Source organism: Aeromonas sp. TECH754, assembly GCF_056279295.1.
The window spans coordinates 3,340,511-3,356,105 of sequence record NZ_JBWBRA010000001.1 but is presented as its reverse complement, the minus strand read 5'-3'; the positions used below and the strand labels follow the sequence as shown (position 1 = coordinate 3,356,105).

Below are 15,595 nucleotides of genomic sequence, written 5' to 3'. Positions count from 1 at the left end.
TCCGCAGTTCAAACTGGTAAAAATCCAATATAGGGCCCTATTTTTCAGGCATTCGACTAAAAACACAAGTTTACTTGGGAATGACTGTGATCGTTTTCCGATATTTGTTCAGGGAGACCCTGAAAACCCAGCTGGCGGTGCTATTCGTCCTGCTGCTCATCTTCGTCAGTCAGCAATTTATCCAGATCATCGGCGATGCCGCCGATGGCGAGGTGCCGACGCGCCTGGTTTCCACCCTGCTGCTGCTCAACCTGCCCAATATGGCGCTGTTGATGCTGCCTATCAGTCTGTTTTTAGCCATTCTGTTTGCTCATGGTCGTTTGTACGCCGAAAGCGAGATGACGGTGATGCACGCGGTGGGCTTCAGCCACCGCTTCGTGATGCGCAGCGCCATGTTGCTGGCCTTGTTGACCGCGGCCGTGGCGGCCTTCAACACCGGCTGGGTCGCCCCCCAGGCCAAGGAGCGCGAGTATCAGGTCATCGACGAGTTCAAGGCCGATCCGGGTATCTCCTTCCTGCAGGCCGGGCGTTTCATGGAGCTCGACAAGGGGCGGTTGGTCGCCTATATCCAGGATCTGAACGACAAGGGATCGGAGCTGCAGAAGATCTTCGTGCTGCAGCGGGCCGAAGGCAGCTCGCCGCCGTCGGTGGTGGTCGCCAACGAGGGGCGGGTGACCGCCGACAGCAACGGGTTGCAGTGGCTGACTCTGGTGGATGGCACCCGCTACGAGGGGCAGTTCACCGGCAAGCAGTTCCAAATATCGGAGTTCAGCGAATACAGCCTGGTGATCCGTCAGCAGGAGATGGAGCGCTCCAACCGCAAGGCCGCGGCCAAGCCGACCGCAGCCTTGTTGGGCACCCGAGACAACCAGTTGATGGCCGAGCTGCAGTGGCGCCTGTCGCTGCCGCTCTCCATCCTGGTGCTCACCTTCCTGGTGGTGCCGCTGGCCCGGGTCAATCCGCGCCAGGGGCGTTATGCCAAGCTGTTGCCCGCGATCTTGCTCTATCTGTCCTATTTCCTGCTGCTCAGTGCCTCCCGTTCGGCCATCGACAGCGGCCGTCTGCCTCACTGGCCGGGGATGTTCCTGGTGCCGCTCAGTTATCTGCTGCTGGTCGGTCTGCCGCTCAACCTGCAGGGGACCAGCTGGTGGAACGGGGTCAAAGGGCACTTTTTCAAGAGAAAGTCAGCATGATGCTGCAACCTAGGAGTTTCTGCTGATGTTCGGCATTCTCGACAGATATATCGGCCGGGTCATCTTCATGTCGATCCTGCTGTGCGAACTGACTCTGGTGGGGCTGGCGGCGCTCATCAAATATGTGGAGCAGTTGAAAGCGGTAGGGGAAGGCAACTACGACATGCTCAACGCCCTCTATTTCGTGCTGCTCTCCATGCCGAAAGAGGCGGTGTTGTTCTTCCCGCTGGCCGCGCTGCTGGGTGGCCTCATCGGCCTCGGTCAACTGGCGACCAGCTCCGAGCTGGTGGTGATGCAGGCGGCGGGCCGCTCCAAGATCAGCATCGTCATGGCGGCGCTCAAGACGGCGATCCCGCTGATGCTGCTGGTGGGGCTGATGGGGGAATATGTGGCCCCCATCGCCAAGCGGATGGCGGATGACATCAAGGCGGGCTCCATGTCGGAAGGGCGCCTGACGGTGTCGGCCTATGGCGTCTGGGCGCGGGATGGCAACAACTTCGTCAACATCAACGGGGTGCGCAACGACGGCGCCCTGACCGGCATCACCCTCTATCGTTTCACGCCTTCCCGCAATCTCATCGACGTGATCCAGGCGCAGGAGGGGGTGTTCGAGCAGCATCACTGGCTGCTCAAGCAGGTGCACATCACCCGTTTCGACGATCCCACGCGGATCCAGGACGAGAAACGTGCCCAGCTGGAGTGGCAATCCGAGCTGACCCCCAAACAGCTCGGGGTGGTCAGCATCGATCCCGAGAACCTGCCCATCTCGGGTCTGCGCGACTATATCGGCTATCTGGATGCCAACAAGCAGGATGCCGGTCGCTACAAGCTGGAGATGTGGCGCAAGCTGCTGTCGCCGCTGTCGGTGGTGGCCATGATACTGCTGGCCTCCTCCTTCATCTTCGGTCCGCTGCGCTCGGTGAGCATGGGGGCCCGCATGCTGATGGGGATCATGACGGGTTTCGCGGTCTACGTGAGCGATCGGGTGTTCGGCCCCGTCAGCCTGGTCTATTCGGTACCGCCCATCCTGGCCGCCATCGCCCCCAGCCTGCTGTTTGGCGGCATCTCCTTCTACATCCTCAGTCGCAAGCAGTAGCGGTCGGCATCGACCAACAACAAGGGCACCCATGGGTGCCCTTGTTGTTTTTTCAGCCGCCTGGATTACTTGCTCAACTGCTCCAGATTTTCCTGCTTGCCGAGCACGACCACCTCGCATTCGGCCCAGATGTCCTGGAAGGCGCGGGGCCGCTCGCGGTTGAACACGCACAGCAGATTGCCGAGGCCGAAGGCGGCGGTGGCGAGCCGGATCAGCGCCTGGGTGATGCGAATGTTGCTGCCGTCCACATTCTGGATGCGCAGACGCCAGGCGCGCATGCCGATGGTCTGGCCGGCGCGGGTCCAGAACCAGGTGTAGAAACCGCAGATGATGAGGGCGAGCCAGGCGCTGTAGAGCGGGCTGGTCAGCAGCCAGGAGGCATCCTTGCCCTCGGGCACGGTCGCCATGCCGGTGGCCAGCAGCAGATAAGCCACGCCCATGCCAATGAAGCCGGCGATGATCAGCAGGGAGGTGACCACCAGGTAGTCATAGAGCAGGGCGCCCAGGCGGCGCAGCAAACCGGCTGAGGGGTACTGGTGTTGCGGGGGAGGGGTCTGGGGAGAAGAGACAGTCTTGCGCTTGGCCATGGTGGTTATTCCATTAATATGATGCGGGCATTCTATGTAACTGGCTTAATATCGGCAAGGCGTTGAATAAATGAGCAAACGGGAGCTGACACAAGAAAAACACCTTGCATGCCCAAACGCCATTCGTATAATCCCTCGCAGTTGCCCGGGTGGCGAAATCGGTAGACGCAGCGGATTCAAAATCCGCCGTTGAAAGACGTGTCGGTTCGAGTCCGACCCCGGGCACCATTCAGAATTCAGTGACAAAAGGCCATCCTCGCGGATGGCCTTTTGTTTTTCTGCGTCTCGCTGTTTCCCCTTCGCTTTTTCCACTTTGCCACCTGGCCGGTGTTCTGGGCGATGCGCCACAGCACGCCGGACGGGCCATAGAGGCAGAAGTCCTTCATGTGCCACGGCTGGCTGACGATCTCCGTCACCCTGACGCCGTAGCGCGAGGCGATGCCGCTGTCATTCACGTGGGCCCACCAGGCCGCCACATCCTCCACCAGGATGTGCAGCATGAAGTGCTCGGCCAGGGCCTCATGGTAGAAGTCCTGCAGCAGGAAGCTCACCTCGCCGAAGTGGAAGTAGGCCACCCCGCCGCCATCGGAGGCCAGGGTGAACCCCAGATCCTGATAGAACTGCCTGGAGAGCGCGAAGTCGCGGGCGGGCACGAAGGCCTTGATTTCAGTTACTTTGAGATTGGTCATGGGATCCTCGTGGCGGACGCAGGGTCAAGGGACATAGTCGCGCCAGTATGACCCGAACGCCGCGGCGTCAGCCAGATCCGGCGTGATGACGCCCCTCATGTGGCGGTGCAGGGAGACAGGACCGGCCCGATTACGCCGGATGCTTGTCACCGGCACGGGGTGGCTCGCAGACAGCCACGCCTGCGGGTTCGGCACAGGTTCCCCGCACGCCCTTAACACGCTGTTAAGTTTCCCTGCCCATAGTCTGCCCATACCAGAGGGTATCTCGGGAGGCAGCATGCAACATCGATCCGATTTTTTGACCACCATGGCCAACAAGGTGCCGGAAGTGACGTTGATCTTCTGGATCATCAAGATGATGTCCACCACTGTCGGTGAAACCGCGGCGGATTATCTGATCTTCAACCAGCATCTGGGGCTGATCCTGACGTCGGCCTTGATGGGGGTTCTGCTGGTCGTGGTGCTCGCCCTGCAGATCAAGGCGGTGCGTTATGAGCCCTGGCGTTACTGGCTGGCGGTGGTGCTGGTCAGCATCTTCGGTACCTTGCTGACCGACAACCTGACCGATCGGGTCGGGATCCCGCTCTGGCTCTCGACCAGCGTCTTTACCCTGCTGCTGCTGGTCACTTTTGCCATTTGGTTTCGTCATGAAGGCACCCTTTCCATTAATTCTATAAATACCCTCAAGCGGGAGAAGTTCTACTGGCTCGCCATCCTGGTCACCTTTGCCCTTGGCACGGCGGCCGGTGACTGGGTGTCGGAGGGGATGGATATCGGCTATCTCAATGCGACCCTGCTATTTGGCGGTCTGATCGCGCTGACGGCCGTGGCGCACAGGGTCTTCAGGATGAATACGGTGCTCAGCTTCTGGATCGCCTATGTGCTGACCCGGCCGCTGGGGGCCTCGGTGGGTGATCTGCTGTCGCAGTCCGTCAAGCACGGCGGGCTGGGGTATGGGGTGACGACCGTCAGCGAGGTCTTCTTCGTGCTGATCCTCCTCTTGGTAGGCTACCTGACCCTGAGGCGACAGGCCGCGTAGACAGGGCCCATGATGCCGGGCCGCAGGGCCCGGTAGCCGGTGGGGAAGCGCAGATCCGGCTTCCCCTTCTTTCTGCCCTCCGCATCCCTTTATCCCACCTTCTCTGCCGCCAGGCCGGAGCCACAGGCTTGCCCTGTTCACGGGTATATGTTCGCCGCGATCACCCTCATCCCTTCCTCGATTGTCGTCCCCTGTCCCATCTTGGTGCGCCCCGTCCTCGCTGCACAGCCGAAGTGCGATCCTGATCCTGTTTGTGGCCAGACTGCGCCATCATGGTGCGTAATCACATCACAATCGATTCAAGATGTTGAAAAATAAAGATTATATTTTTTGGCCTGTTTTATGCTTTAAATCCGTCATGTCGCCATGATGATCCCCGCGGGGTCATACCGAGGGTTGGGGTGGGGCAATATTGATTTGACGATCCGGGTTTGGGCGAATACCCAACGTTGACTTTCATATCAGGAAATGGACCCGGCCAGGTGCCGGGATGACAAGGAGAGGGCTGTATGTTCAAGAGACTCGTAATGACTGGCCTGCTGGCGCTGACCGCCACCATGGCGGCCCCCGGTTGGGCCGAAGAGGTGGCTGCGCAGGCTGATGTGGTGCAGGCGGCGGCCGTGACCATCAACAAGGGTGACAACACCTGGCTGATGGTGGCGGCCACCCTGGTGATCCTGATGTCGATCCCGGGGCTTGCGCTGTTCTACGGCGGCCTGGTACGCGCCAAGAACATGCTGAGCGTGCTGATGCAGGTGTTCACCTTGTTCTGCCTCATCACCGTGCTGTGGGTGGTCTATGGCTACTCTCTGGCCTTCACCGAAGGGGGCGCCTTCTACGGCTCCTTTGACAAGGTGTTGCTGATGGGGGTCACGCCTGACTCTATCGGTGCCACTTTCAGCAAGGGCGTGGGGATCAGCGAATTCATCTTCGTGGTGTTCCAGGGCGCCTTCGCGGCCATCACCTGCGGCCTCATCGTCGGCGGCTTCGCCGAGCGGATGAAGTTCTCCGCCGTGCTGCTGTTCGCGGTGATCTGGTTCACCTTCGCCTACATCCCGATGGCGCACATGGTGTGGTACTGGGCAGGTCCGGATGCCTATACAGATGCGGCAGCGGCCGACGCTGCCGGTGCCACCGCCGGTTACCTGTTCCAGCACGGCGCCCTGGACTTTGCCGGCGGCACTGTGGTGCACATCAACGCGGCGGTCGCCGGTCTGGTGGGTGCCTTCATGGCGGGCAAACGGGTGGGTTACGGTCGTGACCCCATGACGCCCCACAGCCTGACCATGACCATGATAGGTGCGGCTCTGCTGTGGTTTGGCTGGTTCGGCTTCAACGCCGGCTCCGCGCTGGAAGCGAACGGTACCGCCGCCCTGGCCCTGATCAACACCTGGGTAGCCCCTGCCGCCGCCGCGCTCGCCTGGACCTTCGCCGAGTGGCTGATGAAGGGCCGTCCCTCCCTGCTGGGCGCCGTGTCCGGTGCGGTCGCGGGTCTGGTTGCCATCACCCCGGCCGCCGGTTTCGTCGGCGTCGGTGGAGCCCTCATCATCGGTCTGCTGAGCGGTGTCGCCGGTCTGTGGGGGGTGCATGGTCTCAAGCGCCTGCTGGGGGCCGATGACAGCCTGGACGTGTTCGGCCTGCACGGGGTGTGCGGGATCCTGGGTGCTGTGCTGACCGGGGTCTTCGCCAGCCCGGATCTGGGCGGTACCGGAGTGTGGGACTATGTGACCAATCAGGTCGCCGAGGGCTACTCCATCCTGACCCAGGTGAAGATCCAGATCATCGGCGTGCTGGTGACGGTGGCCTGGACCGGGCTGGTCTCCGCCGTGGCTTACAAGCTGGTGGATCTGCTGCTCGGCCTGCGCGTCAAAGAAGATGCCGAGCGGGAAGGGCTGGATGTCACCAGCCATGGCGAGAAGGCCTACAGCCTGTAATCCCACTGAGCTCCCGTTGATGTATCTGCCGCCGGCCCTGCCCGGCGGCTTTTTTATGGCGGCCCGTATGCAAGGCGCGAGAATGCGGAGCCTTTGCTCCCATCCTTTGTCCATGGGGTTGCCCCCGCTATTTCGTTCTGGCGGCGTTTTATGCCTGCATTTTGGGCGGATCTCCGCTAAACTCTGCCACCCTTTATTCGGGGTAGCCGGGTTAGCCCTGTTTCCATCCTTTATCTATGCCTTCGGAGCCGCTCATGCCGTTAGTGGGACACCAACATCAGATCGATATTCTGGAACTGACCGACAAAGGGGATGGCAAGGGACGCCTGTTCGATCGCCCCCTGTTTGTCGAGGGGCTGCTGCCCGGTGAACAGGCCCTGGTGGAGCTGACCGAAGTCAAGCCGAACTACCTGCACGGCAAGCTGGTGGAGTTGACCCAGCCCTCCGCCGACCGGGTTCCCGATTTCTGCCCCAATACTGAGTGCGGTGGCTGCCAGGTGCGTCCGCTGGCCTATCCGGCCCAGCTCAAGCTCAAGCAGGATCTGGTGCAAAGCGCGCTGGAGCAGGTCGGGCTGACGACTCAGGTCAATCCCATCCTCGGCATGGACAGCCCCTTCGCCTATCGCAACAAGGCGCAATATGCGGTGCGCGGCAGCGAGGCTGGCGCCGAGATCGGCTTCTATCGCAAGCATTCCCACGATCTCATCACCGCCGATGACTGCGCGGTGCAGGATCCCTTGCATGTGGAGCTCAACGCCCGGGTGCGCAACTGGATGCGCGAGCACGAAGTCGCGGCCTATGACGAGGTGAATCACAGCGGCTGCGTGCGCAACCTGATGACCCGCAAGGGCTTCAAGAGCGGCGAGCTGATGGTGGTGCTGGTAACCCTGGGCGAGGCGCTGCCTGCCGAGGCCGAGCTGCTGGCTGCCTTGGCCGATCTGCCCATCACCACCCTGGTGCAGAACATCAATGACGAGCGCACCAACCGTATCCTGGGCGCGAGCAATCGGGTGCTGTTGGGGGAAGGGGTGATCCGCGACAAGATCCATGAGCTCGAGTTCGAGATCTCGCCGCTCTCCTTCTTCCAGAACAACCCGAGCCAGACCGATGTGCTCTACTCCAAGGCACTCGACTACGCCGAGCTGACCGGCAACGAGACGGTGTTCGACATCTATTGCGGCATCGGCACCATCTCCCTGTTCCTGGCGAACAAGGCGGCGAAAGTGGTCGGCATCGAATCGGTGGAGAGCGCCATCGCCGACGCCCGCCGCAATGCGGCCCTCAATGGCATCGAGCACACCGAATTCCACGTGGGCAAGGCCGAGCAACTGATGCCCGAGCTGCACGCCCAGGGCGTGAGCGCCGACGTGGTGGTGATGGATCCGCCCCGCAAGGGCTGTGACAAGGCGGTGCTGCAGACTCTGGTCGCCATGGCGCCGCGTCGTCTGGTTTACGTCTCCTGCAACCCGCAGACTCTGGCCCGGGATCTGGCCTGGCTGGTCAAGCAGGGCTTCGTGCTGGACGAGGTGCAGCCGGTGGACATGTTCCCGCACTCCATGCACGTTGAAGCGGTTGTCCGGCTGAGCCTGCCAGCCAAGGACTGATTTGAATTAGCCAGATGGCTCTGATAAAAACGACTCCAATGGAGTCGTTTTTTTATGGCTGCCGATCGGCGAGACAGAGCCGCATTGGCCGCCGTTGTGACGAGGTGGCTCAAGGTGCCGAGGGCGCCGGTGCTTGAAGCGATGGGGCAGATGTCATCCGTCCCCATCGGTATGAGGAGGGAGCATGAAGGGGATATTGCTGCGTTGGCTGGCCCGCTACGATGCCTGGTGCCAGGAGTGGGGGCTGGTGCCCGAGAACCGGCGCTGCTGCGCGCCGGTGCGTCATGATGAGGACGAGGAAGCGTCAGACAAGGGCGAGGATGGAATCACTGAAAATTGCGGGTCACGGCCCCGCTGACGCTGTTGTAGTCGAAGCTCAACCCGTTCGGGTAAGCGGGCAGACGGCCGATGGAGTCGCGCAATATGTAGCGGCAGTTGTCGTGGCGCAGATTGCCGGCGACCTGCCCATCGGCGGGGATCAGGCGGGAGATATAGTCGCTGTCCGAGTCGGTGTGCAGCTCATCGGTGGCGGTCTGATCGGTGTCGAGCAGGCCGCCGAACAGGCTCTCACAGTCATCCCGGCTGCTGACGGAGATCTGATCGCTGTCGCCCCCCGGGAAGACGGTATCCGGCCCCTGACCGCCCTGATCCTCCTTGGTGCCCACCGGCCAGCCGTGGCTGTTGATATCGAGATCCTGCTTGCCCATGCCGCTAAAGTTGTAGAGTGCCAGCGGCTCTCCCCTCACCTTGACGGCCCAGCCCGCATGGGCCAGCTGGACGGCGCTGGAAAAACTGCCCGCGGTCGCCGACACGCTGCTCTTGAGGGCATCGTCCTGGATGTTGATGAAGCGGGGCAGGGCGGTGACCGCCAGGATCCCCAGCACTATGATGACCAGCACCAGCTCTATCAGGGTAAAACCGTGAGAAATGCGTTTTGACATGGAATGAACCCATTAAGTACGACAAACAGGTAAACGTGATATGCAACTGATCGATACCCACTGCCACCTCGACTTTCCGGTCTTCGAGCCCGAGCGGGAGGCGCTGCTGGCCAGCTGGCGTCAATTGGGAGTGGGCGAGTATATCATCCCCGCCGTGGGAGAGGAAAACTGGACTCGCGTGATCTCATTGGCCGAGCGCCATGCCGGCATCGCCTATGGGCTGGGCATCCATCCCTGGTATGTGGGGGCGCAGGCGCCCGACGTGCTGGCACGGCTGCACGCCTTGCTGGCGAGCCGGCCTCGCGGCCTGGTGGCCATCGGCGAGTGCGGACTGGACTTGCGCAGCCAGGTGCCGCAGGAGGGCCAGCTCGAGCTGTTCGAGGCGCAGATCAGGCTGGCGATGGAATTTGATCTGCCGCTCATCGTTCACTCGGTGCGCGCCAACGACACCGTCGCCAAGGTCCTGCGGCGCTTCAAACCGGCCCGTGGCGGCGTGATCCACGCCTTCAGTGGCTCCCTTCATCAGGCCGAGGTGTTCTGGCAACTGGGATTCAGGCTGGGGATTGGCGGTGTCATCAGCTATGAGCGCGCCAACAAGACCCGGGAGGCGGTGCGCGGCATGCCGCTGGAGGCCTTGCTGCTGGAAACCGATGCCCCCGACATGCCGCTGCAAGGGCAGCAAGGAGAGCCCAACAGCCCCGCCAGCCTGCCACTTATCGCGCAATTGTTGGCCGACTTGCGGCAGCAGCCGCTGGCAGATGTTGTCTCGGTGTTACATGAATCCACTTTGCGGGCCTTCCCGCGCAGGGATAGTGAAATTAACAGTTGATTAACTTCGCTATCGCAGTAATAAAAAACAGAACCCATAAAAATCGTTTGCGGTCTAATTAAACGACGGTCGGCCCTTTTCGGCCTTATAAAATGTGACCAGCGTTCTACTTTGTCGCACCTTAATTAGTATAATGCGCACCCTTGATTAACGGCTTTAAGATACAAAACGTTAACAAGCTGGAAGGTGCTACATAAGAGGAAGTATTAATAATGAATCTGATAATGGGTCTGGTAGGGATGGCGACGCTCATCCTTATCGCGGTGCTGTTCTCCAGTAATCGCAAAGCAATCAAAATTCGCACCGTTGGCGGTGCCTTTGCCATTCAAGCCGGCCTGGGTGCATTCGTGCTCTACGTCCCTGTCGGCCGGGATATTCTGGTCGGCGTATCTGATGCTGTTTCCAGCGTCATCGGTTATGGCCACAACGGTATCGAATTCCTGTTCGGTGGCCTGGTCAGCAACAAGATGTTTGAAGTCTTCGGTGGCGGTGGTTTCATCTTTGCCTTCCGCGTACTGCCCGTCATCATCTTCTTCTCTTCCCTGATCGCGGTTCTTTATTACCTCGGCATCATGCAGTGGGTCATCAAACTGCTGGGTGGTGGTCTGCAAAAAGTACTGGGTACCTCCCGTACCGAATCCCTGTCTGCGACCGCCAACATCTTCGTCGGCCAGACCGAGGCCCCGCTGGTGGTGCGTCCCTTCATCGGCAAGATGACCGACTCCGAGCTGTTCGCCGTCATGTGTGGTGGCCTGGCCTCCGTCGCCGGCTCCGTGCTGGCCGGTTACGCCTCCATGGGCGTCAAGATGGAATACCTGATCGCCGCCTCCTTCATGGCCGCCCCGGGTGGTCTGCTGTTCGCCAAGTTGCTGGTACCGGAAACCGAGACCCCCAACTATGACGAGAGCGCTGCCGATGGCGAGCTGGACGACAAGCCGGCCAACGTGATCGATGCCGCTGCCGCCGGTGCGTCCGCCGGTCTGCAACTGGCCCTGAACGTGGGCGCCATGCTGCTGGCTTTCATCGGCCTCATCGCCATGATCAACGGCCTCTTCGCCGGTGTGGGTGGCTGGTTCGGTTATCCGCAGCTCTCCCTGGAACTGCTGCTGGGCTGGTTGTTCTCCCCGCTGGCCTTCCTCATCGGTGTGCCCTGGAGCGAAGCCGTGGTGGCAGGTTCCTTCATCGGTCAGAAGCTGGTGGTGAACGAGTTCGTGGCTTACCTGAACTTCGCCCCTTACCTGAAAGATGAGGTGCTGATCAACGGCGTGGCCATGTCCGACCACACCAAGGCCATCATCTCCTTCGCCCTGTGCGGTTTCGCCAACCTGTCTTCCGTCGCCATCCTGCTCGGTGGTCTGGGTTCCATGGCGCCGAACCGTCGCGGCACCATCGCCAGGTTCGGTCTGAAGGCTGTGCTGGCAGGCTCGCTGTCCAACCTGATGTCTGCCACCATCGCAGGCTTCTTCCTGGCATTGACAGCCATGTAGTATTTGCCTGACAGTCAGGTAAAGACGAACGCCACAGCACAATGCTGTGGCGTTCTCGTTTGGAATGGTGTCAACCGTTTGCGTATCTAGACTAATAATAAAATGAGTCAAATCGGAGGTTATATGAATGAAGTGCTACTGGCGATGGCGGCCGGCTTTATCGTTGGCTTGTTGTTTTCTTTCCTCAAATTACCGATCCCGGCACCTCCCGTCTTGTCCGGGGTAATGGGGATCGTCGGGGTGTATCTGGGGGGGATTGCCTACTCCTGGATCCTGACCCGCTTCTTCTCTTAAGCACTTTCCAGTACCGGATTTGCCAGATGTGAGGTACCTCTGAAAATGGCAAATCCGGCTTGCAAACACGGGGTATCTCGGCTGAAATAGGCGATGCCAGCAGGGTGCTGGCATTGACTAATACCCACATGAAGTGGGTGTTGGCGGTCAAATGGAATTGATTGGGAAGTCGGGTCAGCGGTTGTCGGCCTTTCTCAAGTCTTCATGGAACCAAGTCCGCACTTTTGTAAGAAAGTGACAGGGCTCTTGCCTTATTTGCAGCCGTATTGCCTGTGCATTTGCGCTGTAATTCCATATCCCCTTTACCCGGGATCTTCTGTTGCCGATCCTGCGTGCTCGGCGACGAGTGATCACCGGTATCCGGGACTTATCGAGACTTTGGAGACATAGCATGACTGATCTGAAATTGGCCGCCCAACGCGCCTTGAACCTGATGGACCTGACTACCCTGAACGATGACGACACCGATCAGAAAGTGATCGACCTGTGCCGCAAGGCCAAGTCCCCGGCTGGCCTCACCGCCGCCGTCTGCATCTATCCCCGCTTCATCCCCATCGCCCGCAAGACCCTGCGTGAGATCGGTGCCGCCGACGTGCGCATCGCCACCGTGACCAACTTCCCCCACGGCAACGACGACATCGAGATCGCCGTGGCCGAGACCCGTGCCGCCGTGGCGTACGGTGCCGACGAGGTGGACGTGGTGTTCCCGTACCGCGCCTTCATGGCTGGCAATGAACAGGTCGGCTTCGATCTGGTCAAAGCTTGTAAGGAAGCCTGCGGCACTCAAGCCCTGCTGAAGGTGATCATCGAGACCGGCGAGCTGAAGGAAGAGGCGCTGATCCGTCGCGCCTCCGAGATCTGTATCGATGCCGGTGCCGACTTCATCAAGACCTCCACCGGCAAGGTGCCGGTGAATGCGACCCCGGAAGCGGCCCGCATCATGATGGAAGTGATCAAGGCCAAAAACCCGAAAGTCGGCTTCAAGCCGGCCGGTGGCGTGAAGGACGCGGCCGTAGCCGGTCAGTACCTCGCCATGGCCGAAGAGATCCTGGGCAAGGACTGGGTTTCCCCCCGTACCTTCCGCTTCGGTGCCTCCAGCCTGCTGGCCAGCCTGCTGGCGACCCTGGGCCACGGCGACAAGCCGGCCAATACCAGCGGTTACTAAGCGGTGGCAGGGGACGGCATGCCGTCCCCTATTTCGGTCTGTGTTCGTGCCAGGCGCACGGAGGGAATGAAAGATGTTTTTGCCTCAAGAAATTATTCGCAAGAAGCGCAACGGTGAAGCGCTCAGTACCCAAGAGATTCAGTTCTTCGTTCAGGGCATTACCAACAACAGCATCGGCGAAGGCCAGATCGCGGCGCTCGCCATGGCGGTCTACTTCAAGGACATGACCATGGATGAGCGGGTCGCCCTGACCTGTGCCATGCGCGACTCCGGCATGGTGCTGACCTGGGATCACCTGAACCTGGGCGGCCCCATCGTCGACAAACACTCCACCGGCGGTGTGGGTGACGTCGTCTCCCTGATGCTCGGCCCCATGGTCGCCGCCTGCGGTGGCTTCGTGCCGATGATCTCCGGTCGTGGCCTCGGCCACACCGGCGGAACCCTGGACAAACTCGATGCCATCCCCGGCTACCAGACCTCGGTCGACAACGATCGCTTCCTGAAAGTGGTGAAAGAGGCCGGGGTCGCCATCATAGGCCAGACCGGTGATCTGGCCCCCGCCGACAAGCGCATCTACGCGGTACGCGACATCACCGCCACCGTCGAATCCATCGCCATGATCACCGGCTCCATCCTCTCCAAGAAGCTCGCCTCCGGGCTCGAAGCGCTGGTGATGGATGTGAAAGTCGGTTCAGGCGCCTTCATGCCGACGTTTGAGGCCTCGGAGGAGCTGGCGAAAAGCATCGTCGCCGTGGCCAACGGTGCCGGTTGTCGCACCTCGGCACTGCTCACCGACATGAACCAGGTGCTGGCCTCCAGCGCCGGCAACGCGGTGGAAGTGCGTGAAGCGGTGCGCTACCTGACCGGTGCCTATCGCAACCCGCGGATCCACGAAGTCACCATGGCGCTCTGTGCCGAGATGCTGATCTCCGCCCATCTGGCCAGCGACGACGCCGATGCCCGCGCCAAGCTGCAAGCCGTGCTGGACAACGGCAAGGCGGCCGAGATCTTCGGTCGCATGGTGACCGGCCTCGGTGGTCCCGCCGACTTCATCGAACGTCATGACAGCTACCTGCCCAAGGCCGCCATCGTGCGTCCCGTCTATGCCAGTCAGGCCGGTTTTGTGACCGCCATGGACACCCGTGAACTGGGCCTGGCCGTAGTCGCCATGGGGGGCGGTCGCCGCGCCGCCGGTGACAAACTCGATTATGCGGTCGGTCTGACCGACTTTATCCGCCTGGGGCAGAGCGTCGAGGCTGACAAGCCGCTCGCGCTGATCCACGCTCAGACAGAAGCTCAATTTGCCGAGGCCGCCCGCATGGTGCAGGCAGCCGTCAAGATCGGTGACACCCGACCAGAGGCACTGCCCGAGGTTTATCGTCGCATCGGTCTGGCCGATTTGTAACAAGGGGAAGACCCATGAAACGTACCTTTATTCTGATGATGGACTCCTTCGGTATTGGCGCTGCCGCCGATGCCGAGAAGTTCGGAGATGTGGGCGCCAACACCCTTGGCCATATCGCCAAGGCCTGTGCCGCCGGTGAGATTGAAGGCCGTGGCGCTCTTCATCTGCCGAACCTGAACAAACTGGGCCTGGGCCACGCAGGGGAGCAGGCTTCCGGCTACTTCCCGGCTGGCTTGCAGAAAGATATCGAGGTGGTCGGTGCCTACGGCTTCGCCCAGGAGCTCTCCTCCGGCAAGGACACCCCGTCCGGCCACTGGGAGATCGCCGGCGTGCCCGTGCTGTTCGAGTGGGGTTACTTCCACGATCACCACAACAGCTTCCCGCAGGAGCTGCTGGACGCCATCGTCGAGAAGGCGGGCCTGCCGGGCTACCTCGGCAACTGCCACGCTTCCGGTACCCAGGTGCTGGACGATCTGGGCGAAGAGCACATGAAGACCGGCAAGCCGATCCTCTACACCTCTGCCGACTCGGTGTTCCAGATTGCCTGCCACGAAGAGACTTACGGCCTCGAGAAGCTCTATGAGCTGTGCCACATAGTGCGCGAGCTGCTGGAGCCCTACAACATCGGTCGGGTCATCGCCCGTCCGTTTGTGGGCAGCGGCAAGGGCAACTTCAAGCGTACCGGCAACCGTCACGACTACTCCGTGTTGCCGCCGGCGCCGACCGTGCTGGACTACATGAAGGAAGCGGGTGGCCAGGTGGTCTCCATCGGCAAGATCGCCGACATCTATGCCAACCAGGGCATCACCAAGCAGGTGAAAGGTACCGGCCTGACCGAGCTGTGGGATCGCACCCTGGAAGAGGTGAAGGCGGCAGGTGATCAGACCATCGTCTTCACCAACTTCGTCGACTTCGACTCCTCCTACGGTCACCGCCGTGACGTCAAGGGCTACGCCGACGCGCTGGAGTACTTCGATTCCCGTCTGCCGGAGCTGTTCGAGATCCTGCAGGATGGCGACGTGGTGGTACTGACTGCCGACCACGGCTGTGACCCGACCTGGAGCGGCACCGATCATACCCGTGAATACATTCCGGTGCTGTTCTTCGGCAAGCCGGTCAAGGCAGGCAGTGTCGGTCGTCGCGAGACCTTCGCCGATATCGGTCAGAGCATCGCGGCCTACCACGGTCTGCCCAAGCTGCAGTACGGCACCAGCTTCCTGTGATGCCGACCCTGGGCAGTGCATTGTGGATGCAGGGCCTGCCCAGGTTGCACAGCAGTACTCGCTTCTTGTAATTTACCCGCCCGTCGCCAAGGCGACGGGCAACCCAATA

Annotated in this window: 14 protein-coding genes and 1 tRNA gene; 12 read left to right on the top strand and 3 right to left on the bottom strand. The window is 61.0% G+C overall.

Annotated features, from left to right (window positions below):
* Nucleotides 1-80: 80 nt before the first annotated feature.
* Entirely contained in the window at nucleotides 81-1,193 is a 1,113-nt protein-coding gene (lptF, locus tag ACZ9IL_RS15175; protein ID WP_476004233.1) for an LPS export ABC transporter permease LptF, read from the top strand.
* A 25-nt stretch (nucleotides 1,194-1,218) separates the two neighbouring features.
* Nucleotides 1,219-2,289, top strand: coding sequence for an LPS export ABC transporter permease LptG (gene lptG / locus ACZ9IL_RS15170; RefSeq protein WP_476004232.1), 1,071 nt, complete (start codon nucleotides 1,219-1,221; stop codon nucleotides 2,287-2,289).
* Between the two features lie 65 nt (nucleotides 2,290-2,354).
* On the opposite strand, the gene ACZ9IL_RS15165 is transcribed toward lptG, so the two are convergent.
* Nucleotides 2,355-2,876 (bottom strand): RDD family protein, encoded by a 522-nt coding sequence (locus tag ACZ9IL_RS15165; protein ID WP_476004231.1) that lies wholly within the window; start codon nucleotides 2,874-2,876, stop codon nucleotides 2,355-2,357.
* Between the two features lie 143 nt (nucleotides 2,877-3,019).
* On the opposite strand from ACZ9IL_RS15165, the gene ACZ9IL_RS15160 reads away from it, so the two are divergent.
* A tRNA-Leu gene (locus ACZ9IL_RS15160) sits at nucleotides 3,020-3,104 on the top strand.
* An 8-nt stretch (nucleotides 3,105-3,112) separates the two neighbouring features.
* On the opposite strand, the gene ACZ9IL_RS15155 is transcribed toward ACZ9IL_RS15160, so the two are convergent.
* A complete protein-coding gene (locus tag ACZ9IL_RS15155; protein WP_476004230.1) occupies nucleotides 3,113-3,565 on the bottom strand; it encodes a VOC family protein in 453 nt (150 codons plus the stop codon).
* A gap of 277 nt (nucleotides 3,566-3,842) precedes the next feature.
* On the opposite strand from ACZ9IL_RS15155, the gene ACZ9IL_RS15150 reads away from it, so the two are divergent.
* From ACZ9IL_RS15150 to rlmD, 3 genes are all read left to right on the top strand, one after another.
* Entirely contained in the window at nucleotides 3,843-4,604 is a 762-nt protein-coding gene (locus ACZ9IL_RS15150; RefSeq protein ID WP_476004229.1) for a COG4705 family protein, read from the top strand.
* A gap of 509 nt (nucleotides 4,605-5,113) precedes the next feature.
* A complete protein-coding gene (gene amt / locus ACZ9IL_RS15145) occupies nucleotides 5,114-6,538 on the top strand; it encodes an ammonium transporter (RefSeq protein WP_476004228.1) in 1,425 nt (474 codons plus the stop codon).
* Between the two features lie 254 nt (nucleotides 6,539-6,792).
* A complete protein-coding gene (gene rlmD / locus ACZ9IL_RS15140) occupies nucleotides 6,793-8,142 on the top strand; it encodes a 23S rRNA (uracil(1939)-C(5))-methyltransferase RlmD (RefSeq protein WP_476004227.1) in 1,350 nt (449 codons plus the stop codon).
* 326 nt (nucleotides 8,143-8,468) lie between these two features.
* On the opposite strand, the gene tppF is transcribed toward rlmD, so the two are convergent.
* Nucleotides 8,469-9,083 (bottom strand): type IVa pilus pseudopilin TppF, encoded by a 615-nt coding sequence (gene tppF, locus ACZ9IL_RS15135; RefSeq protein WP_476004226.1) that lies wholly within the window; start codon nucleotides 9,081-9,083, stop codon nucleotides 8,469-8,471.
* A 40-nt stretch (nucleotides 9,084-9,123) separates the two neighbouring features.
* Between tppF and ACZ9IL_RS15130 the strand changes: the two genes are divergently transcribed.
* The 6 genes from ACZ9IL_RS15130 (at nucleotide 9,124) to ACZ9IL_RS15105 (ending at nucleotide 15,486) form a co-directional block, all read left to right on the top strand.
* Complete coding sequence (locus tag ACZ9IL_RS15130) at nucleotides 9,124-9,912, top strand: TatD family hydrolase (protein WP_476004225.1); 789 nt, start codon at nucleotides 9,124-9,126, stop codon at nucleotides 9,910-9,912.
* A 212-nt stretch (nucleotides 9,913-10,124) separates the two neighbouring features.
* Entirely contained in the window at nucleotides 10,125-11,399 is a 1,275-nt protein-coding gene (locus ACZ9IL_RS15125; RefSeq protein WP_476004224.1) for a NupC/NupG family nucleoside CNT transporter, read from the top strand.
* 123 nt (nucleotides 11,400-11,522) lie between these two features.
* Entirely contained in the window at nucleotides 11,523-11,693 is a 171-nt protein-coding gene (locus tag ACZ9IL_RS15120) for a XapX domain-containing protein (RefSeq protein ID WP_033129527.1), read from the top strand.
* Nucleotides 11,694-12,084: 391 nt separating this feature from the next.
* Nucleotides 12,085-12,858, top strand: coding sequence for a deoxyribose-phosphate aldolase (deoC, locus tag ACZ9IL_RS15115; RefSeq protein ID WP_349919749.1), 774 nt, complete (start codon nucleotides 12,085-12,087; stop codon nucleotides 12,856-12,858).
* A 73-nt stretch (nucleotides 12,859-12,931) separates the two neighbouring features.
* On the top strand, nucleotides 12,932-14,263 hold the full coding sequence (deoA, locus tag ACZ9IL_RS15110) for a thymidine phosphorylase (protein WP_476004223.1): 1,332 nt from the start codon (nucleotides 12,932-12,934) through the stop codon (nucleotides 14,261-14,263).
* Between the two features lie 14 nt (nucleotides 14,264-14,277).
* Complete coding sequence (locus tag ACZ9IL_RS15105) at nucleotides 14,278-15,486, top strand: phosphopentomutase (protein ID WP_476004222.1); 1,209 nt, start codon at nucleotides 14,278-14,280, stop codon at nucleotides 15,484-15,486.
* Nucleotides 15,487-15,595: the final 109 nt, after the last annotated feature.

Coding starts and splice junctions, on each gene's coding strand:
- lptF (WP_476004233.1), top strand. CDS start 81: ATGACTGTGATCGTTTTCCGATATTTGTTCAGGGAGACCCTGAAAACC.
- lptG (WP_476004232.1), top strand. CDS start 1,219: ATGTTCGGCATTCTCGACAGATATATCGGCCGGGTCATCTTCATGTCG.
- ACZ9IL_RS15165 (WP_476004231.1), bottom strand. CDS start 2,876: ATGGCCAAGCGCAAGACTGTCTCTTCTCCCCAGACCCCTCCCCCGCAA.
- ACZ9IL_RS15155 (WP_476004230.1), bottom strand. CDS start 3,565: ATGACCAATCTCAAAGTAACTGAAATCAAGGCCTTCGTGCCCGCCCGC.
- ACZ9IL_RS15150 (WP_476004229.1), top strand. CDS start 3,843: ATGCAACATCGATCCGATTTTTTGACCACCATGGCCAACAAGGTGCCG.
- amt (WP_476004228.1), top strand. CDS start 5,114: ATGTTCAAGAGACTCGTAATGACTGGCCTGCTGGCGCTGACCGCCACC.
- rlmD (WP_476004227.1), top strand. CDS start 6,793: ATGCCGTTAGTGGGACACCAACATCAGATCGATATTCTGGAACTGACC.
- tppF (WP_476004226.1), bottom strand. CDS start 9,083: ATGTCAAAACGCATTTCTCACGGTTTTACCCTGATAGAGCTGGTGCTG.
- ACZ9IL_RS15130 (WP_476004225.1), top strand. CDS start 9,124: ATGCAACTGATCGATACCCACTGCCACCTCGACTTTCCGGTCTTCGAG.
- ACZ9IL_RS15125 (WP_476004224.1), top strand. CDS start 10,125: ATGAATCTGATAATGGGTCTGGTAGGGATGGCGACGCTCATCCTTATC.
- ACZ9IL_RS15120 (WP_033129527.1), top strand. CDS start 11,523: ATGAATGAAGTGCTACTGGCGATGGCGGCCGGCTTTATCGTTGGCTTG.
- deoC (WP_349919749.1), top strand. CDS start 12,085: ATGACTGATCTGAAATTGGCCGCCCAACGCGCCTTGAACCTGATGGAC.
- deoA (WP_476004223.1), top strand. CDS start 12,932: ATGTTTTTGCCTCAAGAAATTATTCGCAAGAAGCGCAACGGTGAAGCG.
- ACZ9IL_RS15105 (WP_476004222.1), top strand. CDS start 14,278: ATGAAACGTACCTTTATTCTGATGATGGACTCCTTCGGTATTGGCGCT.